Origin of the sequence: Muriicola sp. E247 (assembly GCF_041358175.1) — a bacterium.
Taxonomy (GTDB): Bacteria; Bacteroidota; Bacteroidia; order Flavobacteriales; family Flavobacteriaceae; genus Muriicola.
The window spans coordinates 153901-177568 of record NZ_JBGKBE010000008.1 but is presented as its reverse complement, the minus strand read 5'-3'; the positions used below and the strand labels follow the sequence as shown (position 1 = coordinate 177568).

The following is a 23668-nucleotide window of genomic DNA, read 5'->3' as shown; positions in this document are numbered from 1 at the left end:
GTTAAAAACTTCCAAAGTAAATCCGAAAACCTACCCCTTCTGCTCTAACAAATTCGCTGTCTACCAATATATCAATGAACTTTTGTATTCCTCTTTGCACCCAACGATCCCTCGCTAAGCGGGTGCAAATATAGAGCCATTTTTTTAATTAAAAATAATTTTCTAAATATTTTTAAGAAAATAATTCCGCTCCGGAAATAACGCCCTCAGAACTAGGATTTTGCAGTATTTCCCAGTAAAAAAGGCTTATAAAGATAATGGATGTTGATGGATTCCGCAACTATTTTTTTTGTTTTTGTTGCTGGCTCCATTTGTTTGTCAACGAAGCGTAATCATAGTCGAGAACCGACTCCTGCCGTTGTAGTGTTTTGTCAGCAAAAGCCCTTTGTAAAATGTCTTCTATAAGGTAATCTTCATGTACTGTTTGCGGACTGAATTCTTCTTTGATACTTATCTTAAACATCTTGGCGGTAGTATTATACCAAAAAGCCCTCCACCCATTGCGCAATTCCTTCACCAAATCAAAAGCCGTCTTCCCGGTCTGCCTGTAAATCAGTTTAACAAGAATCTGACCCTCAGTCCGTGTTAGTTTTTTTAGTTCCTCAGAAAACTCCTCCTCGATATACTTCTGTACCTTCCTTGTATACTTCTTCCTTTTCCTATTTTTCGTGATACGCTCCAAACTATCATTTAAATTTACCAGTCGCTCGGAAGCTAATTTGGCGTAAGGGTAAACCTTTAACGTTTTTCTCTTAAGAATATAATATCGGAGCTTATCCTCATAGGATTCAAACTCCAACTTACCGAAAATGAATACTTCATCCAGGGCAATAGAAGCCTGAAAGAGAGAGTCACCTTCAATAATAATCAACTTCTCCTGCAATGAATCCAAAGGCTGATCTTCTATCTGTGCCTGTAAGGAGCACAAACAGCCCAGAAATAAGCCAATAAAAATTCGATTCCACATAAATTGTAATCCTAAATAATTATTCAACAAAATTAAACATAAACAAGATTCCGGGTTATTAATTAAACGTGAATATTGCTAAGTTTGTATCCAAATAAAAATCCTAGATGAGCGACTCAAAAATTCTTACTACAAAATCCATTGAATTCTTCGAAAAATATCTCAACAATGCCTCCCCCACCGGCTATGAATGGGAAGGTCAAAAGCTCTGGATGAACTACATAAAGCCTTATGTAGACACGTTCATTACAGACACTTACGGAACTGCAGTAGGCGTCATAAATCCGGAAGCTCCTTATAAGGTTGTTATAGAAGGTCATTCTGATGAGATTTCATGGTATGTTAATTACATCACTGACGACGGACTGATCTATGTGATCAGAAACGGTGGAAGTGATCATCAGATCGCTCCTTCCAAATGGGTCAATATTCATACCAAAAAAGGAATCGTCAAAGGAGTCTTTGGCTGGCCTGCAATACACACCCGTGACAAGAGCAAGGAGAAACCACCGCAATTAGACAATATCTTTATTGACATAGGCGCGAAGGACAAAAAAGAAGTGCTTAAACTAGGTGTCCATGTGGGTTGCGTGATCACATATCCCGACCAATTCCATATCTTAAATAAAAACCGCTTTGTCTGCAGGGCCATTGACAACAGGGCCGGAGGCTTTATGATCGCAGAAGTAGCCCGATTGCTGCACGAAAATAAAGTAAAGCTACCCTTTGGGTTGTATGTTACAAATTCTGTGCAGGAGGAGATCGGCCTGAGGGGTGCCGAAATGATCACTCAAACCATCAGGCCCAATGCTGCCATTGTTACAGATGTGTGCCATGATACAACTACTCCGATGATCGACAAAAAAACACAGGGACACACTGAATTGGGAGAAGGCCCGGTGATCTCCTACGCCCCGGCAGTACAAAATAAATTAAGGGAACGAATCATTGAAACGGCTGAATCTAAAAAGATCCCTTTTCAACGTATGGCGTCCTCCAGATCAACAGGCACAGACACGGATGCTTTTGCCTACAGCAACGGCGGTGTTGCCTCTGCCCTGATCTCATTGCCGCTCAGGTATATGCATACCACCGTAGAAACGGTTCACAAGGATGATGTGGAAAACGTGATCCGCCTCATTTACGAAACGCTGTTAACTATAAAACCGGGAGAGACCTTTAGTTATTTCGATTGAGAAAACACTAAGATAACTACCGCATTTAGTTTCTGTTTTAAATACAAGCATCAACAATGGATGAATGGGTAGACGTTCTGGATCCTGACGGCCAATACACCGGCCAAAAAATCTTGAAATCTGAAGCTCACGAAAAAGGGTTATTCCACCCAACCGTCCATATCTGGTTCTATTCTGAAAAAGGCGATATCTTATTGCAACAAAGAGCAGAAATCAAAAAAACATTTCCACTGTTCTGGGATGTTTCCGTTGCAGGACACGTTTCCGCAGGCGAGACAATTGAGATATCCGCGATCAGGGAGGTTAAGGAGGAAATCGGACTTGACATCACACACAAAGAGCTGGTCCCTGTGGGCGTTTTTAAATCGATCCAGCAACACCACTCCAATCTTCTCGATTGTGAGTTTCACCACACTTTTATTTGCCTTTTGATTCCTCCTCTCGAGGCACTTGTGAAGCAAAAAGAAGAAGTTGAAGCCCTGCAACTTATGCCATTGAAAGTCTGGGAAAAGGACCTTTTTTCTATTGCCCCTGCCCTGTCCTATGTGCCTCACGAAGAATTCTACTACAGAGAAGTAATTACTGCAATAAAAAAACGTTTATAGGGAGTCGGCAAATTGCTGCAAATCTTTCCAGGGATATGTCTGTTGTGAACCTCTGGCCATATCTTTTACCACTACCGATTGTTGCTCCAGTTCATCCTTTCCCAGTAAAACCACATAAGGGATATTTCTGTTGTTAGCGTATTTGAGCTGTTTCTGAAGTTTGGTGTCTGTAGGATACAGATCCGTATTAACCCCATTCTTTCTCAAGACCCTCAAAAGGGGAAGGGCCGCCAGCGCTTCCCGATTTCCGAAATTCGCAAACAAAACCTGCACAGATTGATCTATGGTTTCCGGGAAAAGTCCGAGTTCCTCCATCACCAGATAAATCCGGTCGAGGCCAAAGGAGATACCTACTCCACTCAGGTCCTTCAGGCCAAATATTCCTGTAAGGTCATCGTATCTTCCTCCGCCACCAATTGATCCCATTTGTACACCATCAGGAGCTGCCACCTCAAAGATAGTCCCCGTGTAATAATTTAATCCCCTGGCCAGGGACACATCTACCTCAAGACTTGAATTGACAAGATTTAATTTCTCAATCGAATCGACAATGAATTGAAGATCTGCAATTCCTGCTTTCCCCACGCTTGAATTTTTCAGAAATTCAGAAAGGAGTTCAAAGGGATTAGCTTCGTCCTTTGCCATTGAGAACAAGGGCATGGCCTTCTGTATTGCAGTTTCACTGATGCCGTTAGAGGCCATTTCCCGTATCACGCCTTCCTCCCCAATCTTGTCAAGTTTGTCAAGGGCTACCGTAAAAGGGATCAGTTTATCTGCGGCACCGATGACCTCGGCGATACCACTCAGGATCTTACGATGATTGAGTTTTATTCTGATCTTCGGCAATCCCAGGTCTCCGAAGACCGCATCATACAATTGTATGAATTCGATTTCCTGTAAAAGAGAACCGGCTCCCACTACATCGGCATCACATTGGTAAAACTCACGGAACCTCCCTTTCTGAGGCCGGTCTGCCCTCCAGACAGGCTGTATCTGATATCTCTTAAAGGGGAAGTCGATCTCGTTCTGATGCATCACCACATAGCGCGCAAAGGGCACGGTAAGGTCGTACCGCAATGCTTTCTCAGAAATCTGTGGTGTCAGATCACTTGCATTTTTGGCCTTGTAAACTTCAGGATCTACCTTACGGAGGTAATCTCCTGAGTTTAGGATTTTAAATATGAGTCGGTCTCCTTCATCCCCGTATTTCCCCATCAGGGTATCCAGGTTTTCAAAAGAGGGAGTTTCTATGGGTTGAAAGCCAAAAACCGCGAACTGGTTACGGATAGTTTCAAAGATGTAATTCCTTTTGGCAACTTCTGCCGGTGTAAAATCGCGGGTACCTTTTGGAATGGAAGGTTTTTGTGCCATGTTCTCGTGTAGTTGGGTAAATATCGCCTTATTCTATGATTTTATCAAACCAATTATACAGTTCCCCTTTGGTAATTACTGCACCTTGCTGTATAAGGTCGAATTTGTCTGCATTGGGATCGTCAGAATAGGCTTTGGAGGCCACAAGGTAATCCACAAAATCGGATTGCCAGTTTTTTTTAAACCACCCAAACCCTTCGGATGTTGTAAGATCTACTTTGGGATTCCTCAGCTTCACGGAGATCAGTTTCATTTCCTTACTTGACAAATGAAATAGGTGCATCTGCTGGGCGGAAATGTTTTCGAGGTATTCCACCTTTGTCAATACGCCTTCCCATACCAGATCACTAAACACATCGATCTCTTCTTCGGCTACATGGGGTCGGTTCGCCTTGATCATCTCCCATTCAGATGCTGTAATGGACTGGGTGGCCAGAAAATTGATAAATTCCTGATGCAATTCTTCCAATTGCTGTTTTGTCAATCGAGTATACTTCATAAAAAAAGCCGCCTTTTTAGGGCGGCCCAAAAATACGGTTTTATTCCTTAGTTAAAAATATAGCGAACCCCCAATTGTGCTCTCCATCGGGAGATCTGACTGGTGATTGCGGCAAAGGTATCTGTCCTGTTCGTATCAAAGGTATAGGTAGGATTATTACTGGAATCTACGGACACTCCGAGTAATTGATCAAAACTCGGGCCTTCCACGACTCCCCAATTGGAATTCAGCAGATTCCCGAAATTCAGGATGTCCAGACTTAACTGAAACTTGTTCTTGTCGGTGATCTTGATATCCTGCAAAATCTTAATATCCCAACTGCTCCTCCAGGGGGCAAGTGCTGCATAACGTTCTGCGTATTGCCCTCTTCTTCCACTCAGGTAGTCGTCCTGCTGAATAAATGCCTCAAAAGCTTCGGCCTGTCCCGGTCCGCTAAAAGTCATAGAGGAAAGTTCTGAACTGGTAGGAATATAGATGAGATCATTTATGCTCGATCCATCATTATTGATATCTCCCCCATATATATAATTGTAACGGCCACTTTTCGCATATTCGAAAAAGGTTGAAATAGTAGTTCCCGTATTGAATTGTTTTGAAACCACTCCAATGATACGATGATTATCCCCATATCTGGAAAACGATAGCACATCGTTATTGGCATTTCCCACAATGGTGTTTCCGGCAAAGGCATCTCCGGTGATTTCCGCATCGATGGAATTCACTTCTTTGGCATTTAAGAAGCTATAGGCCAGCATTGTATAAAATCCGTTATCCCAGTTCTTCTGCCCCTTGATAGAGGCATTCCATATACGGCCTTTATCAGAATTGGTAAAGACATAGGCATTGGTTGGACCTCCAAAAATCTGTGATTTGTCATCATTGGTATAAACAGCCCTGTTATCCGGGCCATTTAATGTAGCTGAAGGTGTGTCTAGTCCCCAATTCTGTACATGCGCAGCATTCACATCCTTGGTATAGGACACATCTGCAGTTAAGATGAGTCCGTTATCGAACTTCTTATCTACCCCAACATTCGTCCTCCATACCTGTGGCCATTGAAAATCCGGATCCACAATCTGATAGAAGAAAAAGTCGACTCCCTGCACCTGATTCCCAAGCCATACAAAGGGAAAACGACCTGTGAAGAGACCGGATCCACCTCTGAGCTGAAGCGAATTATCGTTTTTAACATCCCAGTTAAATCCAACCCTTGGGGAGACCAGAAAGTTGTTATTGGGAAGTGTTTCTGAATCCAGGAATACTGCTTCCCCAGTTTCCGGGTCGAAATATTGGATTGACGGGATATAAGTTCCCGAAGCTCCTCCCTTTCTCTCAATATTTTCAGCAACCTTTTCAGCTGTATCGAAATAAAGGGGCTTGTCGAACCTAACCCCATAGGTGAGTTTGAAGTTTTCTGTTGCATCCCATTCGTCCTGTACATAAAAAGACAACTGGCCCACATTCGTTTCTGCAAGTGACCAACCTCCGGAGTTTCCTGTACCATTGGCATTAAATGCCCGATCTGCGGCTATAGCATCGTCAAATGCTGATTGAAGAGCTCCCGAACTTGCGAAATTTGGAAAATCCGTAATCGTTGTGGTCGGAAAAAAGACTCCCTGAGCCCCATAAGCTCCCAGGTTGAAAGAGTTATCAAACTGAAATTTCTCAAAGGAGAAACCTATTGTATAGGTATGGTCTCCTTTAAAAATATTTAGGTTGTTTGTAATTTGAAATACTTTCTGATCTAATCGGTTGTTGATCGAAAAGGGCTCGTGACCAGCTATGATATAATTTGAACTTCCCGTATCATCGAGAATGACGATACTCGGTGCCGGAGTTGAGAACGGATTCCTGAAATCATCAAAATGGGTATATCCGATCTGGAGCTTGTTGGTCGCCTCATCTGAGAGCGTCGAGTTTAATTCGAGTTGCAATGACTTTATTTTGTTATTGATCTCATAACCTGCATTTTCAAACTGCAGGGTCTGGGTATTTGGCCCCCTGAACGTGATTGCATCCCTGTTGGCGGGTTTGCCTTTGGAAGCATCCAGGAAGTTGTAGATAATCGCCAGACGATTGTTGTCGTTAATGTTCCAGTCGAGTTTGATGATTCCTTTTGTCGACTCCTGATCGAAGTTAAAATCCTGGAATCTACCAGGGTTATAAAAAAGGTCATTCCCCTGTGCATCCTGGCCGATCACGACCTGCCGCAGTAGGTTATCTACCAGTTGAAAATCGGAAAGAGATACCCGACTTTCGTTTATATCTCCTGTACCTGTATTGGGTACAAAACCATCGGTTCCCAGTTCTGTAAGTTCGTCACGCTCAAAGTTGACAAAGAAGAACAGTTTGTTTTTAACGATCGGTCCGCCTAAGCTGAAACCGTATTGGGTCTGTTCGAGTCCGGTTTTAAAAACATCGTCTCCATTGATCTTCCCACCAGTTAGATCGTCATTTCTGAAAAATCCGTAAGCCGTACCGTAGAACTCATTGGTACCACTCTTGGTAACGGCGTTGACCGATGCTCCTGTAAATCCTGATTGGGTTACGTCATAAGGTGCGGTGGTAACCTGTATCTGATCGATAGCATCGAGAGAAATCGGCTGTGCATTGGTCTGTCCGCCAGGAGTGGCGGCATCAAGGCCAAAAGGGTTGTTAAAAATGGCCCCATCCAGTGAAAAGTTATTGTACTGGTCATTTCGCCCTCCAAATGATAAACCGGATGCACCGGAAGATGCCTGAGGGTCGAGCCTGATAAAGTCACTGGCAGACCTTGAAATAGTGGGTAGCCGGGTAAGTTCCCTCCTGCCTACACTTGTTTCAGCACCTGTACGGTCACTCCCAAAAGTTCCGGTTTGATCATAGACCACCACAACTTCATCCAAAGCCTGACTTTCAGAAATCAGATTAAATTCGAGTATGGTCGTTTTACCCAGAGTAAGGAAAACGTCTGTCTGGACCTGTGATTTGTACCCCACGTAAGAAACAGTGATTTCATAAGGCCCCCCAATCCGAAGGTTGGGAAGATTATAGCGGCCATCCTGGTTACTGATTGCCCCATACTTTGTTCCTGTAGGAGTATGAACTGCGACAACATTTGCGCCGAATAGGGGTTCATTGTCGCCTTCGAAAACGGTTCCCCTGATCGCTGATGTTGTAACCTGTGCCCAGGAAGTGAAGGTCATGGCGATCAAAAGGATGCCACCTAAAAGTAATTTTTTCATGATAAAGAGTTAGTTATTGAAGTACACAAGATAAACAAAAAAAGAGCTATGAAAAACATAGCTCTTTAGAAAATATTTCTATAAGAATCGCCTTACTTCTGCTCGGCAATCACTTCAAAGTTTAAATCGACCATTACCTCGCGGTGCAGGCGTATTTGAGCCTCATAGGGCCCGGCTCTTTTGATAGAACCTCCTTTGATCATTATATATTTCTTATCTATCTCATGTCCTTCCTTAGCCAGTGCGTCTGCCAGGTCACCGTTGGTCACAGAGCCAAATAATTTGTCTCCTGCACCTACCTTCGCCTGAATTTTCACTTCGAGTTGCTTTATTCCCTCAGCAGTTTTGTTAGCTGCGTCAACTGCCTTTTTCTCTTTGTGTGCCTTTTGCCTCAGGTTCTCTGCCAATACTTTTTTGGCGGAGGGAGTAGCCATTGTAGCCAATCCTTTTGGAATGAGGTAATTTCTGCCGTAACCATTCTTAACAGTTACCACATCGTCTTTGAATCCAAGATTCTGTACGTCTTCCTTTAAAATAAGTTCCATGCTCTCTCCCTTTTTATTTTAATAAATCTCCAACGTACGGCATTAGTGCCAGATGCCTGGCTCTTTTTACTGCCTGAGCCACCTTTCTCTGATATTTCAGAGAGGTGCCGGTTAACCTCCTTGGAAGTAATTTGCCCTGTTCATTAACAAGTTTCATAAGGAAATCTGGATCCTTATAATCGATATACTTTATACCCGACTTTTTAAATCGGCAGTATTTCTTTTGTTTATTGGTTTCGATGTTCAAAGGCGTGAGATATCTGATCTCTCCGTCTTTCTTACCTTTTGCCTGTTGCTGTAATGTTGCCATATCCTTACGCTTTAGCTTTTAATCTAGTTCTTCTTTTTTCAGCCCACTCAATCGCGTGCTTGTCTAATTTTACCGTCAAAAAACGCATAATGCGCTCATCCCTGCGGAATTCCTGCTCATAGGGAGCAATTACTGCACCGGGAGCGGTAAATTCGAACAAATGGTAAAAGCCACTTTTCTTGTGTTGTATGGGATATGCCAGTTTTTTCAGGCCCCAATTTTCCTTTGACACCATTTTGGCATCATTCTTAATTAAGAAATCCTCAAATTTCTTAACTGTTTCCTCTATCTGAACATCAGATAGAACGGGATTTAAAATGAAAACAGTTTCGTAATGATTCATATTGTTATACTATTTTTAGGAGCGCAAAAGTAATAATTCTTCCCTCTATTTACAAGAAATTAAATATTTCTTCGTTATTGGTACTATAATCACTCAAATTGAACTTAACCTATAAACCTAAATTATGCGCATTATCGACATCCTTACTTAATTGAATGTTCACAACTTTAATTGCTTTTGAACCGTTTTTTTATGTAATTTGTCGATGATTTAACCCCACAAATCAACCCTTTATGAAATTAAGAAGTATAGTTGTTGACGATTCATCTATGCAGCGAATGGCAGTTGCAAAGCTGGTGAATAATCATCCGAATTTAGCCCTGGTTGCGGAGTACAGCAACGCTATTGAAGCCAAGAACGGCATCAAGAACAACGAGATCGACCTGATCTTTCTCGATGTAGAAATGCCGATTATCAGCGGTTTTGATCTGTTGGAGTCTCTAGAAAACAGTCCGCAAGTCATCCTAATCACCGGAAAACCTGATTATGCTCTTAAAGCATTTGATTATGATGTAACCGATTATTTGCACAAGCCAATTACAATGGCCCGTTTTGACGCTTCTGTTAAAAGAGCCGTGGCCAAGTACGAGCAAATGAACCAGGTAGCTGAGGACGAAGAACATATCTTTGTTAAGAGCAACCTGAAAAAACGAAAGGTAATCCTCAATGATATCAAATGGATTGAAGCACTGGGTGACTATATTAAATTAGTTACCGATGAGGCCAATATCGTTATCCTTTCAACCATGAAGGCTTTCGAAAAGCAATTGCCAGCCGAAAAGTTCCTCAGAATTCACAAATCCTATATTGTGAACCTGGAGAAGATCGAAAAATTTAACAGTAAGAATGTCGAAGTGAGTGGCCGATCTATTCCACTTAGTCGAAATAAGAAAACAGAACTGGCCGAGGCGTTAAGTAACGTCTGATCAGAAGTAATCTACGTCGTAGATTACCCGCACACTTCTGTACCAGGAGATAGCATTGAAGGAATTTTCAATTCTTTTAATGCTATTTTTTGTTTTGGACAGGGATTGCTCCCTGGGAATCTTCAGCAAAAGTTGCTTGATATACTGGTTCCTGATCCTTGCGACCGGTGGAAATTCTGGCCCGAGAACATGCTCGCCAAACACATTTCGCATCGCTTTTCCAAACCAGCTGGCGGCTTCATTTAAAGTATTGTACTCCCTGTGTTTAAAACTGATCTTGATGATCCTGTTCACAGGAGGATAATGATATTCCCTCCTTTGTTCCATTTGCTCCCTGTACAACTCCAGATAATCTCCTGCTACCACCTGTTGCAATACATTGTGACCGGGATTATAGGTCTGGATTAGCACCGTACCCCTTTTTTCGGTTCTTCCTGCCCTGCCCGCTACCTGGGTAAGCAATTGAAAGCTGCGTTCGTGAGCTCTGAAATCTGGAAAATTTAAAAGGGAATCTGCATTCATGATTCCTACAAGGTTTACATGCCTGAAATCTAGACCTTTGGTAACCATTTGTGTTCCTACGAGTATATCAAATTCCTGCTTGGCAAAAGCAGTGATAATCTTTTCGTAAGCGTATTTGCCACGGGTAGTATCAAGGTCCATACGCCCTACTCTAGCTTCGGGGAACATCCCTTCCAGTTCTTTTTCTATCTGCTCGGTTCCAAATCCTTTGGTATCAAGGGTGGAACTGCCACAAGCCTTGCATTGGGACTGCATCAGTTCGTGAAAGCCGCAATAATGGCAGCGCAATTGATTTCTGCCCTGGTGATAAGTAAGACTTACATCACAATTGGGACATTGGGGTGCGTGCCCGCAAGTAGTGCACTCTACTATGGGGGCATATCCCCTGCGGTTTTGAAAAAGGATGACCTGTTCCCCCAGGTTTAGTGTATTCTCTATCTGTTTCTTCAGCGTATCAGAAAAATGCCCTGTCATCTTTTTTCTTCGCGATGCATCGCGAATGTCAACTAAATGCACCTCGGGCAGAAGCACCCCGCCATATCGCTGATCCATTTTAGAATATCCGTATTTACCCGACTTCACATTATAAAAACTTTCCAGACTCGGGGTGGCGGAACCCAGTAAAACTTTCGCCCTGTGCAAGCTGGCTAAGACCACAGCCGTATCCCTGGCGTGGTACCTGGGAGCTGGATCGTATTGCTTAAAAGAATTCTCGTGCTCCTCATCCACAACCACAAGTCCAAGTTGGGAAAATGGCAGAAAGAGGGACGACCTTGCCCCGATCACTACCCGTGCCTTTTCAGCTCCCTTGCGAACATTATTCCATACTTCTACCCTTTCATTCAGGCTGAATTTTGAATGAAAAACCGATACTTTCCCTCCAAAACATTGCTGTAGTCGCGATATCAGCTGTGTAGTAAGTGCAATTTCCGGAAGAAGGTACAATACCTGTTTTCCCTCAGAGAGAACAGATTCCATAAGTTTCATGTAAACTTCTGTTTTACCGGAAGAGGTTACGCCGTGCAGAAGTACAACATCTTTCTCCTTGAAAGCTCCCCTGATTTCATCCAGGCTTTTCCTCTGAAAGTCACTTAATTCAGGGGTTTCTAACAAATCGGATTCTCCTTGAAAGGAAATCCTGTCGGTTCTGATCATCTCCTCTTCCAAAATTCCTTTGTCGAGCAAAGTCCTGATTATTCCGGCGGTTGTGCCACTTTTCTTCTGCAATTCAACAGTGCTCATAGGCTTTTTTGTCTCAGCCTGGACTTGAAACAGTGTCAGGAGGACTTCCCGCTGTTTCGGAGCTCTGCTTAATTCATCGAGTAGGCTGACAAGCGCTTCTTCGGATTTATATTTCGGATGTATCCTTACTGTACGTATTTGCTTGGGTTTATACATACTGTGAAGCGTTTCCTGTAGTTCGATATAACCCTTCTCCATCATTCGATTCAATATGGGCAACACAGTTTTTTTATCCAGGATCTCACTCACCTCCCTGATCCTGAGGGATCCTTTGTTTTCTAATGCTTCAAGGATCATAAACTCCTGATTGTTGAGCAACTGTTCTTCAATATCCCGACTCGTATTTTTCAGAACAAGGGTTTCGCTTTCCAATAAAAATGCCCCTGGGACAGCTGACCTGAATACCTCCCCCAGGGTACACATATAATATTCGGCAATCCACTGCCAGTGCTGCAGCTGAAGTTCAGTGACCAGCGGAAGGGTGTCGATAACCTCATGGATATCTTTGGCCTCATAAGCCTGAGGAGGATTGTTGTGAAGGCGATAGACCAGAGCTGTGTATATTTTCGACTTACCAAATGGTACCGCAATTCGCATTCCCTGCTTCAAAGTGGAAGCAATCTCTGCACTGACCCTGTAGGTAAAGAGTTTCTCCAGAGGAATAGGCAACACAACATCGACGTACTGATCCATAGGCAAGCTTTAAGAAGATGCTCTTTCCCAGAGCCGGGTGGGATAAGAGAGAACCATGTTGTCCCTTAACTTTAACCGATCTCGTTTTATGAAATACATCAAGATTTTGCAAAGGTATTCCCCGTCGGATAAGGGATCGAGGACAGACCCCTTTCCTGGTTCATTTTTCCCGATTTTTATTTGTCTGCATAAAACAATCATAGACCTGATTGGTTGGTTTTTTCTGTTACATCGTCAATAGTTTTCCCAAATCCCAGTACGGTCTGGATATTGAGCTCTGACATCAGAGCATAAAATATAATTGATGGTGTAAGTGTTTTATTCATCATTTGCTTTTGCACTTACGTTTTGCCTAAGCCTGTTCAATGTTGCATTCAACTCAAAGCCCAGGAGCAGAATATTCGAATTCAACCAGATATAAACCATTAATATTAAGAGCCCTCCCAAAGCACCGTAGAGTTCATTATAACGCGCAAACTTTTCAATATACACCCCAAATAAATATGAAGTAAGCAGGATGAGTAAGGTAGTCATCAGGGCTCCGTAAGAAAAAAAACGGGCCTGCTTTCCTTCCCTGGTCCCGAAATAATAAAGAATGGCGGTAGTAAAATATGAGAGGACAGCAAAGAAAAGGATTTTTCCAGCCCGGGCACCAACAAGCTCATTAGGGTCCATGGCCACTCCACTCGATTCTGCGGCCCAAACATTTAAATACTCCAGGGAGTACTCGAAGTAAACGAAAGCAATGGCGCCTACGATAAGGAGGAGGGACAGAATAATTCCGACCATAAGGGCGTAGGCATACTGTTTAAAAAAATTGCGTGTCAGGTTAATATGATAGGAGGTTTCAAAGCCACCGAATATTGCACTTACCCCATTGGTCATTAAGAAGATGGAAAGAACAAATGCCGAGGAAAGAAGTCCGCCTTGTTTCTGATCCTTAATCTGGGTATAGATTTCCCCGAAATACTCCCCGGTTGCTGTAGGAAGGAAAGATTCGAGAAATCTGAGGAACTGAGTGTCAAAATCCTGACTTCCAACGCTGACAAGGGGAATCACAAATGGAATAAGGGTAACGAGAAATATGAGAAGTGGAAACAGGGCCATAAATAAGCTAAAAGCAATGGAACTGGCCCTTGTAGAGAGTGCTCCCTCCACAATTCCCCTGATGTACATCTCCATTAGATCGTAAAGGGAAAGGCCCTCCAGGCCAATCAGTCTGATCTTTTTAAGCAGTGCAACCAGCCAGTTGATCACAGGTATTTTTTCCAGTTTTTCCTCAATTTCCTTTGACATCTATACGGCTTTAAGGCTGAGGTCTTTATTACTCACTGAATGTGTTAAGGCTCCCGAAGAAATGTAGTCGACCCCGCATTCCGCGTATTTTCGCAAGGTCTGTTCATTGATTCCTCCTGAGGATTCTGTCAGGCATCTGTCACCAATGATTTCTACGGCCTTTCTGGTATCCTCAAAACTGAAATTATCAAGTAAAATGCGGTAAATGCCATCCGATCTGAGTATTTCTTCCACTTCCTTAAGGTTTCTGGCCTCTACAATGATCTTAAGGTCTTTCTGGTGTTCCCGTAAATAGGCCTGAGTGAGTTCAATCGCCTTGGTAATTCCCCCCGCAAAATCGATATGATTATCTTTCAACATGATCATATCGTAGAGTGCAAAACGATGATTCTCGCCCCCGCCAATCCTGACGGCCCATTTTTCAATAGCCCTGATTCCTGGGGTTGTTTTTCTTGTATCGAGAATTTTAGTCTTTGTCCCTTCGAGCAAAGCCACAAATTTTGCCGTTTTTGTCGCAATGGCACTCATCCGCTGCATGGCGTTTAGAACCAATCGTTCTGCCTTGAGTATACTTTGAGATGATCCACTTACATAAAAAACCACATCCCCGTACCTAACAGCTTGCCCATCGGGTACTTTTAGTTCTATTTTCAGATCCTTATCAACATAGTTAAATACCTGGCGGGCAAATTCTACGCCAGCGATCACACACTCCTCCTTTACCAGCAACTTTGCCTTTCCCTTTGCATCTGAAGGTATACAGGCCAGCGAACTATGATCACCATCGCCTACATCTTCCCTGATTCCGTTCTTAATGATCTGTTCAATTTCCACGGCCAAAGCTTCTTCCGAAATCATATGTTTATTTTAAAGAGCTAAAATTACTAAAAACAAATGCCATCCAAGAATCTGGATCTGCTGAAAATTTTACCTTTGGGTTATGAAAATTAAACTGTTGGTTGTAGGCAAAACAGACGATCGGGATTTGCAATCTCTTATAGGGGATTATCAAAAAAGATTAGCTCACTATATCAGGTTTCAGATGGAAGTGATCCCCTCACTAAAAGGAGCCAAAAATAGATCGATTGCAGAACAAAAACAGCTGGAAGGACAGGCTATCCTCGCACGTCTTGAACCTTCTGACACCCTAATACTGCTTGATGAGAATGGCAGCACCTTCAGTTCCGTCGGCTTTGCAAAGGAATTGCAGAAGTATATGAATGCAGGGACAAGGCAATTGATTTTTGTTATTGGCGGGCCCTATGGTTTTAGTGAGGAAGTGTACGGCAGGGCAAAAAAGAAAATCAGTCTTTCACGTATGACTTTTTCTCATCAGATGATCCGACTATTTTTCACCGAACAACTATACCGCGCTTTTACAATCCTACGAAACGAGTCATATCATCATCAATAAAGCACTCTGAACTTGATGGTATGTTCAACCTTTTTCAGGGCTTTGATTACATCTCTGTTGTAATCCTTGTCGAGATCCGTAATTACATATCCCAGATCATCATTTGTAGAAAGATACTGCCCTGATATGTTCATCTCATAATGTGCCAGAACCTCATTAATCCTTGCCATTACACCAGGCAGGTTTCTGTGGATATGCAGGAAACGGTGGGCATTATTCTGTTTAGGTAACCGGATGTTGGGGAAATTCAACGCATCTTTCGTATTTCCTGTATTGATATAATCCATGATCTTGTTCGGCACAAAATCAGCGATGTTCATCTGGGCCTCCTGAGTGCTCCCGCCTATATGAGGCGTAAGGATTACGTTTGGTAATCCTTGTAAGGGAGTTTTAAAAGGTCCATTTTTTCTGGGTTCTTCAGGAAAAACATCGATGGCAGCTCCGGCTATTTTCTTTTCCTTTAACGCTTTAACAAGGGCAGGAATATCCACAACAAAACCCCTTGAGAGGTTAATGAGATAGGCTCCGTCTCGCATCTGGTGTAATTCCCGATCACCGATAAAATTTTTATTCGCCTTATTGTCATCGATATGAAGGGATACAACATCGGATACATTGAGCAGGTCTTCAAGGGTGTTACACCTTTTCGCATTTCCCAGCGCTAAACGATCCTCGAGGTCGTAATAATACACTCTCATCCCCATGGCTTCCGCCAGGACAGAGAGCTGTTTGCCAATATTTCCATATCCAACGATACCCAGATTCTTTCCTCTGACTTCAGTGGAATTTGCTGCAGTCTTATTCCATTGCCTATTATGGATTTCCACACTTCGGGGGAATATGTTCCGCATCAGCATAATGATCTGTCCTATAGCCATTTCGACTACAGAGCGAGTATTGCTGTAGGGTGCATTAAAGACCACTACCCCCTTTTTCAGGCAGTAATTGAGGTCGATTTGTGTTGTCCCTATACAAAAAGCCCCGACAACCAGAAGTTTATTTGCAGCATCAAGAACCCTGGGGGTGATCTGGGTCTTAGAACGAATACCAAGTACATGCACTCCTTTGATCTTCTCGATCAATTCTTCTTCCGTAAGGCTCCTATCTATTAATTCTACAGAAAAACCATCTTCCGAAAGATTGTCAAAGGCAACTGGATGTACGTTTTCAAGCAAAAGTATTTTGATCCGGTTTTTGGGATAAGAGAGGTTACGCGGGAGATCATTTACAAAAAGGAATTCATCCAGATTAGGTGCTACATGATCAGCGTTTGACGCTGCTTTTTCCCTATGTACGTTCTCTGTATAGGCAAAAAATTTGTGAGCGATTCCTGCCTCCCTCATTACGTAGTCACTATACCCGTCACCAATCACCTGGACTTCCCCTTCGAGGTTCAGTTCTTTTAAACAGGCGATCTTCCCGTTATGGCTAGCCAGCACATTCTCCTCGTCAAATCCGGTTATATTTCCATCCTCGTCAAAAGTGAATGTATTGGCGTAAACCCTGTCTGATGGAATATTGTACTCCTCAACGATAGGATCTATAAACTCTTTAAAACCACAGGAAATCACATAGATATCCTCAGAATATTTTTCAAAAAATTCCTTGTTGGAAGCAATCGATTTGGAAATCTTTTTTCTGAGCTCTTCCACAAGAGGATCAAGATGTTTTTTATTTGCCTGTAACAGCCTGATTCTCCTTTCCAGAGACTCTGTAAAAGATATATCCCCGTCGATCCCCAAATTGGTAATGTGTTGAATCTCTTTGATGACCTCATCCCTGTCTTCGCGGTTACTCAGGGTCATTTCAGCTAAAACATCAAGTGCTTCCACCCGGGTTAACGTACTATCAAAATCAAAAACATACTTCCTCGCCACTGTGATCATATAAAGGTGTTCAAAGATGCAAAAGTAGAAATAATTGAAGATGGAAACATGAAATCGTGTTAAAAGTACGAGATCACTGTTTTAAAGCCTGTAATGATAAAATATTCTCTTATTTTTATGGACTTTGTTGTGAAATATTAATTCTTTCCGGGCGTGACCGATTTTAACTACAGTATGGATTTATGAAAAAAATTTTAAAGGCCTTAAAACTGATTTTCCTCTCTCTTGTTGTAATACTCTTACTTGCGTATGGGGTGATCTATTTGAAAATGAAAATGGATTCCAGAGCCAATTTTGCGCTCTTAGGTCCTGAAGCTACTGTACTTAATATAGAAGGTCAGCCGATAAGGGACCTGAATAAAAATGGGCAGGTCGATATCTATGAAAATCCTGAACACACAGTTGAGGAGCGTGTGGAGGATTTGGTAAATCAAATGACCCTGGAAGAGAAGGCGGGCTTACTTTTTGTGACAATGATTGGCACCACTCCTGACGGAGAGCCCCTGGAAACCCCGGTGTTGTCTTTAGACCCGCTGATGACAATGATGTCTATGTACCTCCCGTCCAATTCGGAATTAATCGTAAAAAAGAAAATAAATAGTGTTAATATCCTGACATCCCCCGATGCCGATGCCCTGGCCAAATACAATAACAAGATTCAAAAGATGGCAGAGAAGACCCGCCTGGGAATACCCATTACCATTGCTACCGATCCGAGACATGGTACTGAAAATAATCCGGGGGCAGCCCTTTACACGCCGGCTTTTTCACAATGGCCTACCTCCCTGGGGCTTGCCGCTACACGGGATACGTTGCTGGTAAAGAAGTTTGGCGACATTGCCAGACAGGAATACCTGGCAGTAGGAATACGCCTTGCGCTCCATCCGATGGCCGATCTGGCCACTGAACCGCGATGGGCAAGGACCAATGGCACTTTTGGAGAAGATGCCGAGCTGTCCGCGATGATGACCAAAGCTTATATACTCGGATTTCAGGGCGATACGCTTCACCATAGCAGCGTAGCATGTATGACAAAGCATTTTTCGGGCGGAGGCCCTCAAAAAGACGGGGAAGATGCTCATTTTCCCTATGGGAAGGAACAGGTGTATCCCGGGGATAACTTTGACTACCACCTAATTCCCTTCACCGAAGGCGCTTTCCCTGCAAATACTGCCCAGATCATGCCTTACTATGGCATTCCGATGGACCAAACCAGTGAGAATGTGGCTTTCGGTTTTAACAAAGACATTATTACAGGTTTGCTGCGTGATTCTCTGAATTTTCAGGGGGTGGTCTGCACCGACTGGAATATTATTACAGATTCCCGGATATCTGAAGGAAGGGCCTGGGGTGTTGAGCACCTGAGTGTAAAAGAACGAGTTAAAAAGGTCTTTGATGCAGGCTGTGACCAATTTGGAGGTGAAAGTATCCCGGAGGTCATCGTAGAACTGGTAAAGGAAGGAGGAATAAGTATAGAACGACTCGACACCTCGGTAAAAAGAGTTTTGCGGGATAAATTTACTTTAGGTCTATTTGACGATCCCTATGTGGACGAAAACAAAGCGGTAAAAATTGCAGGCAAGGCGGAATTCAGGGAACAAGGCAAACTGGCACAGGCGAAATCGACCATTTTGCTTAAGAATAAAGATCTGTTACCCCTTACCGAAGGCACCAAAATCTACGCCGAAGGGATAAAAGAGACCCATTTTCTGGAAAATTATGGATACCTGGTAAATTCTCCGAAAGATGCTGATGTGATAGTGAAACGCCTGGCAACTCCGTTTGAACCCAGGTCAGATTCCTTTATTGAGAGCTATTTTCATCAGGGCAGGTTGTATTTTACTGAGGAAGAATCCGAGGAAATCCTGGACCTCATCACCCAGAAACCGTCCATCACTATTGTCAATCTTGAAAGGCCGGCGATCATTACTGAAATTGATGCTTTGAGCAGCGCGGTGATGGCTGAATTTGGAACGAGTGATGAAATCCTCGCACAACTGCTCTTTGGTAAAATGAAACCGCAGGGGAAACTACCCTTTGAATTGCCATCGAGTTGGGAAGCCGTCCTCAAACAGAAAGAAGACGTACCCCGGGACTCTGAAAACCCCCTGTACCCTTATGGGTATGGATTAGATTACTAAGTTTATCCAAAGGATAGGTAAATCAGGCCGGTAATGATAGCAAGGCCAAAACTGAGCAGCGTACCGATCAGGATGTATTCTGTCAGCTTCCGGCTATTACTTTCCTTCAGGTCGTTAAATCGAAATACTGATTTAGCAGTAATTAAAAGTCCTATGCCTTCCCACCTTCCGGTAATTATAAATACCAGAACGAAAAGGCGTTCTATCATACCTATATATTTTCCAGCATTAGGCAGCGACTTGTGATCCAGGGAGATCTGCTTTGACATTTTCTCCAGCAAAACATTCATCAGGATAGCCGATGGAAACGTAAGAAAGAAAATTGCCGTCACCAATCCCCAGTCGATTAGCCCCAGGAGATAGTCGATTTGCCCAATGATATTACCGTAATAGGCACATCCGAAGAGTATCATGATATGTAAAAACTGGTCGATAAAAAAGGGAACACTCCTATTCTTAAATCGCGGTTCTGAATATAACTTTCCGAGATCGATCACAAAATGTGAAAGGGCGATCACAAGGGCGATGCGCCAATGCGTGTAATTACCAAGTAGCAGCAGTACCAGAACGAAGTGGATCAAAACATGAAAGTACAAATAGCGGGAGCTTATTTTATGAGCCGACTTATGGATGACCCACTTGGTGGGTTGAAAGAGGAAGTCACCCAGGAGGTGAGCCAGAAGGAGTTTAATAAATAGAATCATCAGATCAATTCTTTAAATGTTTCTTTATAAAATACCAGCAAATCAATAACCAGATCTGTCCGGGCTCTTTTTTGTCGCTGGCTTACGGCAGATTGCTGAATGTTGAAGGATTCAGCCATTTGCTGTTGTGAAGCCCCGGGATTTCTCAGAGTCCAGGCAATTGTTTCAGCAGAAACCGTCGTCCATTCATCCATAAAGCTCAGGGCCAAACGGAGCAGTAGGTTACAAACTTCATCCTTTTCTTTCAGGCCGCTGCGGATGGCCAGGGTTTGCTTCCCGGATTTTAACTCCTCCAGTAGCCTGCCGGAATGCTGGTAGGCCGTTCCGTTGGCCTCTGTGATCCTGCCACCGGAATATGACTCATCCCCTATTCCAATGGCCATTCTTACATCGAGGTTTTTATATGATTTTATAACGGATTTTATAAGAATAGCCTCCTCCAGTGCTTGATTGACTGTAGTTTTGAATTGAAATTCATCTCCCCTGTAAATATCCCACGCTTCCGGTTGTTGTCCTTTCTCTGACAGGACTTCTTTCAGAGCTGGCAACCAGGCTGCCGAGGAATATTGCCCTGAATTTACAATATCGCCGGTAACAATTGCCATCATATTATTAGTTTAAAAGCTAATATATAAAATTATAAGTATATATGCTAATATATTAAACTATAAGTTGAATACTTTATTGTAAACCGCTATACAAAAGAAGCGAAGTTTTTAAAACCAGCGTCTTACTTTTATACAGTACTGAGCGTATTCCTTTCCGAATTTCTCCAGAAGTGCTACCTCTTCACGCTTTATCTGGAATCTGTTCATCACAGAAACAAAACCTGCCGCCAAAAGCGTGTTAAAAGCATTCCCCAGGGCTAAACCCCAAGCCAAAAGAATAAGCAACATGGCCAGGTACATAGGGTTCCTCGAAAAGGAATACAACCCGCCGGTCACAAGCTTATTTGCCTTTGAAGGGTTTATAGGATCGGCCGTTGTACGAGCTCTCAGGAACTGAAATATGGCTATAAAAGCTATGACCACCCCCAAACCGGCAAGGACCTTCATCAAAAGGCGCCGGCCAAAGAAATCAAAATAGCCCACAGGAAGGAAAGTAGCCAGAAGGTACATCAGCAAGCCAGTAAATACAAAAATGATTGCGGGCGGCAGCTTTATTTTCATAGCGTGAATTCCTTGAGGAAATCAAAATTACTATTTTTGGCCGCATTCTGATCAATCACTAGATATAAGTATTCAATGGAATTGGTATTTGCCACCCATAACCTGAACAAAGCAAAGGAAATTCTCCCGGAATTACCTCCCCATATAGAACTCAGGACCTTGAGCGATATAGGCTGTGTTGAAGAAATTCCAGAAACGGCACCCACTTTGGAAGGCAATGCAATTATCAAAGCCTCCTTTGTTCAGAATAAATTTGGACTTTCCTGCTTTGCCGATGACACGGGCCTGGAAGTGGTCGCTCTTAATGGGGCGCCAGGGGTGTATTCTGCACGCTATGCCGGAGAGCCGAAAAATGAAGAGGCGAATATTGCCAAACTTCTGGAGGAGATGAAAGATCAACAAGACAGAAGAGCTCAGTTTACCACGGTAATCGCCCTTTGTCTGGAAAATGAAACCCGGGTATTCCGGGGTGTAGTTAAGGGCCTGATCACCAGATCCCCCAGGGGAACAAATGGATTTGGATATGATCCGATTTTCCAGCCGGAAGGATTTGAGCGGACCTTTGCAGAACTTTCGCTTCAGGAAAAGAATAAGATCAGTCACAGAGCCAGGGCATTAGCCAAATTACTGGAGTCACTCAAAACCCAGAGCTAACTGGCTCAGCACTATTTGCTATAATTAAACACATATCTCACTGCGAATCAATAAATAGCAGTACCTTTGCCGCTTAATTATAGCCGCTGGTATAGCATGTGTTGCGCTGAGGATCAAAAAGTTATTTCGATTATCGCTCTATGCAACATCCATATTTGCGATTACGTAAAATAACATACAATGAATTCATTTAAAGCGCTGGGGCTCAACAATGCCCTACTGCAAGCTATTGAGGATCTCGGATTTGAAACTCCTTCCGAAGTCCAGGAAAAAACAATTCCCATTTTATTAGAAGATGAAGCCGATCTGGTTGCCTTGGCACAGACGGGCACAGGGAAGACTGCTGCCTTTGGTTTTCCTTTAATTCAGAAAATTGAAAGTGAAAGCAGGACCACTCAGGGTGTAATCCTATCCCCGACACGTGAACTCTGTCTTCAGATCACCAATGAAATGCAACTCTATTCCAAATATGTAAAAGGCCTGAATATTGTGGCCATTTACGGGGGTGCGAGTATAACGGACCAGGCCAGGCAAATCAAGAGAGGTGCTCAGATCATAGTAGCAACTCCCGGAAGGATGAAAGATATGATAGGTCGGGGTATGATCGATATCAGTAAGATAGACTATTGTATTCTCGATGAAGCTGATGAGATGCTCAATATGGGCTTTTATGAGGATATTAAGGACATTTTGTCAACCACTCCCAAAGAGAAATCGACCTGGTTGTTTTCGGCTACTATGCCCAAAGAGGTTGCCACAATCGCCAAAAAGTTTATGCATCAGCCCAAAGAAGTTACGGTGGGGGCAAAAAATTCGGGTGTGGATACCGTTCAGCACGAATACTACGTGGTAGGTGGCAGGGATCGATACGAGGCGCTTAAACGCCTTGCGGATGCTAATCCGGGGATTTTCTCGGTAGTATTTTGCAGGACAAAGCGGGATACACAGCGAGTTGCCGAAAAACTCATCGAGGACGGCTACAATGCCGGGGCCCTTCACGGCGATCTGAGTCAGAACCAGCGAGACCTGGTCATGAACTCTTTCAGGAAAAAGCAAATTCAAATGCTGGTAGCGACAGACGTAGCTGCCAGGGGCATTGATGTAGATGATATTTCTCATGTCATCAACTATCAACTTCCCGACGAGATCGAAACATATACTCATAGAAGTGGAAGAACCGGAAGAGCAGGAAAATCCGGAATTTCTATGGTGATTATCACCAGAAGTGAACTGAGGAAGATCAAAACCATTGAAAATATCATCAAACAGAAATTTGATGCTAAACAGATACCATCAGGAATGGAGATCTGTGAAATACAATTGTATCATCTTGCCAGCAAAATAAGGGATACTAAAATCAATAATGCCGTTGACAATTATCTTCCCGCGATACACGACGTTCTGGAGGGAATTGATCGTGAGGAGCTGATAAAAAAAATTGTTTCCGTAGAGTTTACCCGATTCTATGCTTACTACAGTAAGGTGAAAGACCTCAATAGCAGCGATAGTTCCGGGCAGGGTAAAACCGCTTCCGACTCAAGGGGAGGTAATTTTAGTGACAATGGCTCAGTTCGCTATTTTATTAATGTAGGGGAAAGGGACGGTTACGACTGGATGTCTTTAAAAGATTTCCTCAAAGACACGCTCAGTGTTGGGAAAGATGATGTGTATCGGGTGGATGTGAAGGACAGCTTTTCTTTTTTTAATACGGATGCTGCCTTAACAGATCAGATCCTCAATACATTCAAGGACTTTAAAGTGGATGGCAGATTCGTAAATGTTGAAGTGTCCAAAAGTCCAGAAGGCGGAGGCCGTAAAGGAAAGGACAAAGGAAGGCGCAGGAATAAAGACAAAAGAAAGAGTGATTATAAAGATCGCTCCCACAAGAAAAGCGGAGGACAGAGAAGCGGGAAAAGAAGAAGTAAAAAACGGGATGGCTTTTATTAGTTAATTCTATATTA

At 43.0% G+C, this 23668-nt stretch carries 22 protein-coding genes; 7 read left to right on the top strand and 15 right to left on the bottom strand.

Features of this window, described 5'->3' with window-relative positions:
* Positions 1-280: 280 nt before the first annotated feature.
* Positions 281-967, bottom strand: coding sequence for a DUF4294 domain-containing protein (locus ACA086_RS12180; protein WP_371003595.1), 687 nt, complete (start codon positions 965-967; stop codon positions 281-283).
* Positions 968-1074: 107 nt separating this feature from the next.
* Here ACA086_RS12180 and ACA086_RS12175 point away from each other — a divergent pair, with 107 nt between their 5' ends.
* Together ACA086_RS12175 and ACA086_RS12170 are read left to right on the top strand one after the other, a co-directional pair.
* The gene (locus ACA086_RS12175) at positions 1075-2163 is read left to right on the top strand and encodes a M42 family metallopeptidase (RefSeq protein ID WP_371003594.1); all 1089 of its coding nucleotides are present in this window, start codon (positions 1075-1077) and stop codon (positions 2161-2163) included.
* A gap of 56 nt (positions 2164-2219) precedes the next feature.
* Positions 2220-2768 (top strand): NUDIX domain-containing protein, encoded by a 549-nt coding sequence (locus ACA086_RS12170; RefSeq protein WP_371003593.1) that lies wholly within the window; start codon positions 2220-2222, stop codon positions 2766-2768.
* Here ACA086_RS12170 and hisS read toward each other — a convergent pair.
* The 6 genes from hisS to rpsF form a co-directional block, all read right to left on the bottom strand.
* Entirely contained in the window at positions 2763-4139 is a 1377-nt protein-coding gene (hisS, locus tag ACA086_RS12165) for a histidine--tRNA ligase (protein WP_371003592.1), read from the bottom strand. The two genes, ACA086_RS12170 and hisS, sit on opposite strands and share 6 nt — an antisense overlap.
* A 28-nt stretch (positions 4140-4167) precedes the next feature.
* The gene (locus tag ACA086_RS12160) at positions 4168-4638 is read right to left on the bottom strand and encodes a DUF6495 family protein (RefSeq protein WP_371003591.1); all 471 of its coding nucleotides are present in this window, start codon (positions 4636-4638) and stop codon (positions 4168-4170) included.
* Positions 4639-4685: 47 nt separating this feature from the next.
* A complete protein-coding gene (locus ACA086_RS12155; protein ID WP_371003590.1) occupies positions 4686-7862 on the bottom strand; it encodes a carboxypeptidase regulatory-like domain-containing protein in 3177 nt (1058 codons plus the stop codon).
* A 92-nt stretch (positions 7863-7954) separates the two neighbouring features.
* Positions 7955-8407 carry a 50S ribosomal protein L9 gene (gene rplI, locus ACA086_RS12150; protein WP_371003589.1) on the bottom strand — a complete coding sequence of 151 codons (453 nt, stop codon included), beginning with the start codon at positions 8405-8407 and terminating at the stop codon, positions 7955-7957.
* A 13-nt stretch (positions 8408-8420) separates the two neighbouring features.
* Positions 8421-8717, bottom strand: coding sequence for a 30S ribosomal protein S18 (rpsR, locus tag ACA086_RS12145; RefSeq protein WP_129604536.1), 297 nt, complete (start codon positions 8715-8717; stop codon positions 8421-8423).
* Positions 8718-8721: 4 nt separating this feature from the next.
* The gene (rpsF, locus tag ACA086_RS12140; RefSeq protein WP_369748495.1) at positions 8722-9060 is read right to left on the bottom strand and encodes a 30S ribosomal protein S6; all 339 of its coding nucleotides are present in this window, start codon (positions 9058-9060) and stop codon (positions 8722-8724) included.
* Positions 9061-9293: 233 nt separating this feature from the next.
* Between rpsF and ACA086_RS12135 the strand changes: the two genes are divergently transcribed.
* Positions 9294-9986: a LytTR family DNA-binding domain-containing protein gene (locus tag ACA086_RS12135; RefSeq protein ID WP_129604542.1), complete on the top strand. Its 693-nt coding sequence runs from the start codon at positions 9294-9296 to the stop codon at positions 9984-9986.
* Here ACA086_RS12135 and priA read toward each other — a convergent pair whose 3' ends face one another.
* From priA to nadC, 4 genes are all read right to left on the bottom strand, one after another.
* Positions 9987-12443, bottom strand: coding sequence for a primosomal protein N' (priA, locus tag ACA086_RS12130; RefSeq protein WP_371003588.1), 2457 nt, complete (start codon positions 12441-12443; stop codon positions 9987-9989). It lies immediately after the preceding gene.
* A 197-nt stretch (positions 12444-12640) separates the two neighbouring features.
* The gene (locus ACA086_RS12125) at positions 12641-12772 is read right to left on the bottom strand and encodes a hypothetical protein (protein ID WP_371003587.1); all 132 of its coding nucleotides are present in this window, start codon (positions 12770-12772) and stop codon (positions 12641-12643) included.
* Positions 12762-13739, bottom strand: coding sequence for a YihY/virulence factor BrkB family protein (locus ACA086_RS12120; RefSeq protein ID WP_371003586.1), 978 nt, complete (start codon positions 13737-13739; stop codon positions 12762-12764). Before ACA086_RS12120 ends, ACA086_RS12125 begins: the two co-directional genes overlap by 11 nt.
* Complete coding sequence (gene nadC, locus ACA086_RS12115; RefSeq protein ID WP_371003585.1) at positions 13740-14597, bottom strand: carboxylating nicotinate-nucleotide diphosphorylase; 858 nt, start codon at positions 14595-14597, stop codon at positions 13740-13742.
* 82 nt (positions 14598-14679) lie between these two features.
* Between nadC and rlmH the strand changes: the two genes are divergently transcribed.
* Positions 14680-15153 (top strand): 23S rRNA (pseudouridine(1915)-N(3))-methyltransferase RlmH, encoded by a 474-nt coding sequence (gene rlmH, locus ACA086_RS12110; protein ID WP_371003584.1) that lies wholly within the window; start codon positions 14680-14682, stop codon positions 15151-15153.
* Here rlmH and serA read toward each other — a convergent pair.
* Positions 15147-17039 (bottom strand): phosphoglycerate dehydrogenase, encoded by a 1893-nt coding sequence (gene serA, locus ACA086_RS12105; protein WP_371003583.1) that lies wholly within the window; start codon positions 17037-17039, stop codon positions 15147-15149. The genes rlmH and serA overlap by 7 nt on opposite strands.
* Positions 17040-17221: 182 nt before the next feature.
* On the opposite strand from serA, the gene ACA086_RS12100 reads away from it, so the two are divergent.
* Complete coding sequence (locus ACA086_RS12100; RefSeq protein WP_371003582.1) at positions 17222-19180, top strand: glycoside hydrolase family 3 N-terminal domain-containing protein; 1959 nt, start codon at positions 17222-17224, stop codon at positions 19178-19180.
* A gap of 2 nt (positions 19181-19182) precedes the next feature.
* On the opposite strand, the gene ACA086_RS12095 is transcribed toward ACA086_RS12100, so the two are convergent.
* From ACA086_RS12095 to ACA086_RS12085, 3 genes are all read right to left on the bottom strand, one after another.
* Positions 19183-19884, bottom strand: coding sequence for a DUF3307 domain-containing protein (locus tag ACA086_RS12095; RefSeq protein WP_371003581.1), 702 nt, complete (start codon positions 19882-19884; stop codon positions 19183-19185).
* Positions 19884-20492: a SatD family protein gene (locus tag ACA086_RS12090; RefSeq protein ID WP_371003580.1), complete on the bottom strand. Its 609-nt coding sequence runs from the start codon at positions 20490-20492 to the stop codon at positions 19884-19886. The genes ACA086_RS12095 and ACA086_RS12090 overlap by 1 nt, the downstream gene beginning before the upstream one ends.
* Before the next feature lie 108 nt (positions 20493-20600).
* On the bottom strand, positions 20601-21053 hold the full coding sequence (locus ACA086_RS12085; protein ID WP_371003579.1) for an isoprenylcysteine carboxylmethyltransferase family protein: 453 nt from the start codon (positions 21051-21053) through the stop codon (positions 20601-20603).
* Between the two features lie 75 nt (positions 21054-21128).
* On the opposite strand from ACA086_RS12085, the gene ACA086_RS12080 reads away from it, so the two are divergent.
* Complete coding sequence (locus tag ACA086_RS12080; protein WP_371003578.1) at positions 21129-21707, top strand: non-canonical purine NTP diphosphatase; 579 nt, start codon at positions 21129-21131, stop codon at positions 21705-21707.
* A 180-nt stretch (positions 21708-21887) separates the two neighbouring features.
* Positions 21888-23654, top strand: a complete 1767-nt coding sequence (locus ACA086_RS12075) for a DEAD/DEAH box helicase (RefSeq protein ID WP_371003577.1) — start codon at positions 21888-21890, stop codon at positions 23652-23654.
* Positions 23655-23668 lie beyond the last annotated feature (14 nt).

Coding starts and splice junctions, on each gene's coding strand:
- ACA086_RS12180 (WP_371003595.1), bottom strand. CDS start 967: ATGTGGAATCGAATTTTTATTGGCTTATTTCTGGGCTGTTTGTGCTCC.
- ACA086_RS12175 (WP_371003594.1), top strand. CDS start 1,075: ATGAGCGACTCAAAAATTCTTACTACAAAATCCATTGAATTCTTCGAA.
- ACA086_RS12170 (WP_371003593.1), top strand. CDS start 2,220: ATGGATGAATGGGTAGACGTTCTGGATCCTGACGGCCAATACACCGGC.
- hisS (WP_371003592.1), bottom strand. CDS start 4,139: ATGGCACAAAAACCTTCCATTCCAAAAGGTACCCGCGATTTTACACCG.
- ACA086_RS12160 (WP_371003591.1), bottom strand. CDS start 4,638: ATGAAGTATACTCGATTGACAAAACAGCAATTGGAAGAATTGCATCAG.
- ACA086_RS12155 (WP_371003590.1), bottom strand. CDS start 7,862: ATGAAAAAATTACTTTTAGGTGGCATCCTTTTGATCGCCATGACCTTC.
- rplI (WP_371003589.1), bottom strand. CDS start 8,407: ATGGAACTTATTTTAAAGGAAGACGTACAGAATCTTGGATTCAAAGAC.
- rpsR (WP_129604536.1), bottom strand. CDS start 8,717: ATGGCAACATTACAGCAACAGGCAAAAGGTAAGAAAGACGGAGAGATC.
- rpsF (WP_369748495.1), bottom strand. CDS start 9,060: ATGAATCATTACGAAACTGTTTTCATTTTAAATCCCGTTCTATCTGAT.
- ACA086_RS12135 (WP_129604542.1), top strand. CDS start 9,294: ATGAAATTAAGAAGTATAGTTGTTGACGATTCATCTATGCAGCGAATG.
- priA (WP_371003588.1), bottom strand. CDS start 12,443: ATGGATCAGTACGTCGATGTTGTGTTGCCTATTCCTCTGGAGAAACTC.
- ACA086_RS12125 (WP_371003587.1), bottom strand. CDS start 12,772: ATGATGAATAAAACACTTACACCATCAATTATATTTTATGCTCTGATG.
- ACA086_RS12120 (WP_371003586.1), bottom strand. CDS start 13,739: ATGTCAAAGGAAATTGAGGAAAAACTGGAAAAAATACCTGTGATCAAC.
- nadC (WP_371003585.1), bottom strand. CDS start 14,597: ATGATTTCGGAAGAAGCTTTGGCCGTGGAAATTGAACAGATCATTAAG.
- rlmH (WP_371003584.1), top strand. CDS start 14,680: ATGAAAATTAAACTGTTGGTTGTAGGCAAAACAGACGATCGGGATTTG.
- serA (WP_371003583.1), bottom strand. CDS start 17,039: ATGATCACAGTGGCGAGGAAGTATGTTTTTGATTTTGATAGTACGTTA.
- ACA086_RS12100 (WP_371003582.1), top strand. CDS start 17,222: ATGAAAAAAATTTTAAAGGCCTTAAAACTGATTTTCCTCTCTCTTGTT.
- ACA086_RS12095 (WP_371003581.1), bottom strand. CDS start 19,884: ATGATTCTATTTATTAAACTCCTTCTGGCTCACCTCCTGGGTGACTTC.
- ACA086_RS12090 (WP_371003580.1), bottom strand. CDS start 20,492: ATGATGGCAATTGTTACCGGCGATATTGTAAATTCAGGGCAATATTCC.
- ACA086_RS12085 (WP_371003579.1), bottom strand. CDS start 21,053: ATGAAAATAAAGCTGCCGCCCGCAATCATTTTTGTATTTACTGGCTTG.
- ACA086_RS12080 (WP_371003578.1), top strand. CDS start 21,129: ATGGAATTGGTATTTGCCACCCATAACCTGAACAAAGCAAAGGAAATT.
- ACA086_RS12075 (WP_371003577.1), top strand. CDS start 21,888: ATGAATTCATTTAAAGCGCTGGGGCTCAACAATGCCCTACTGCAAGCT.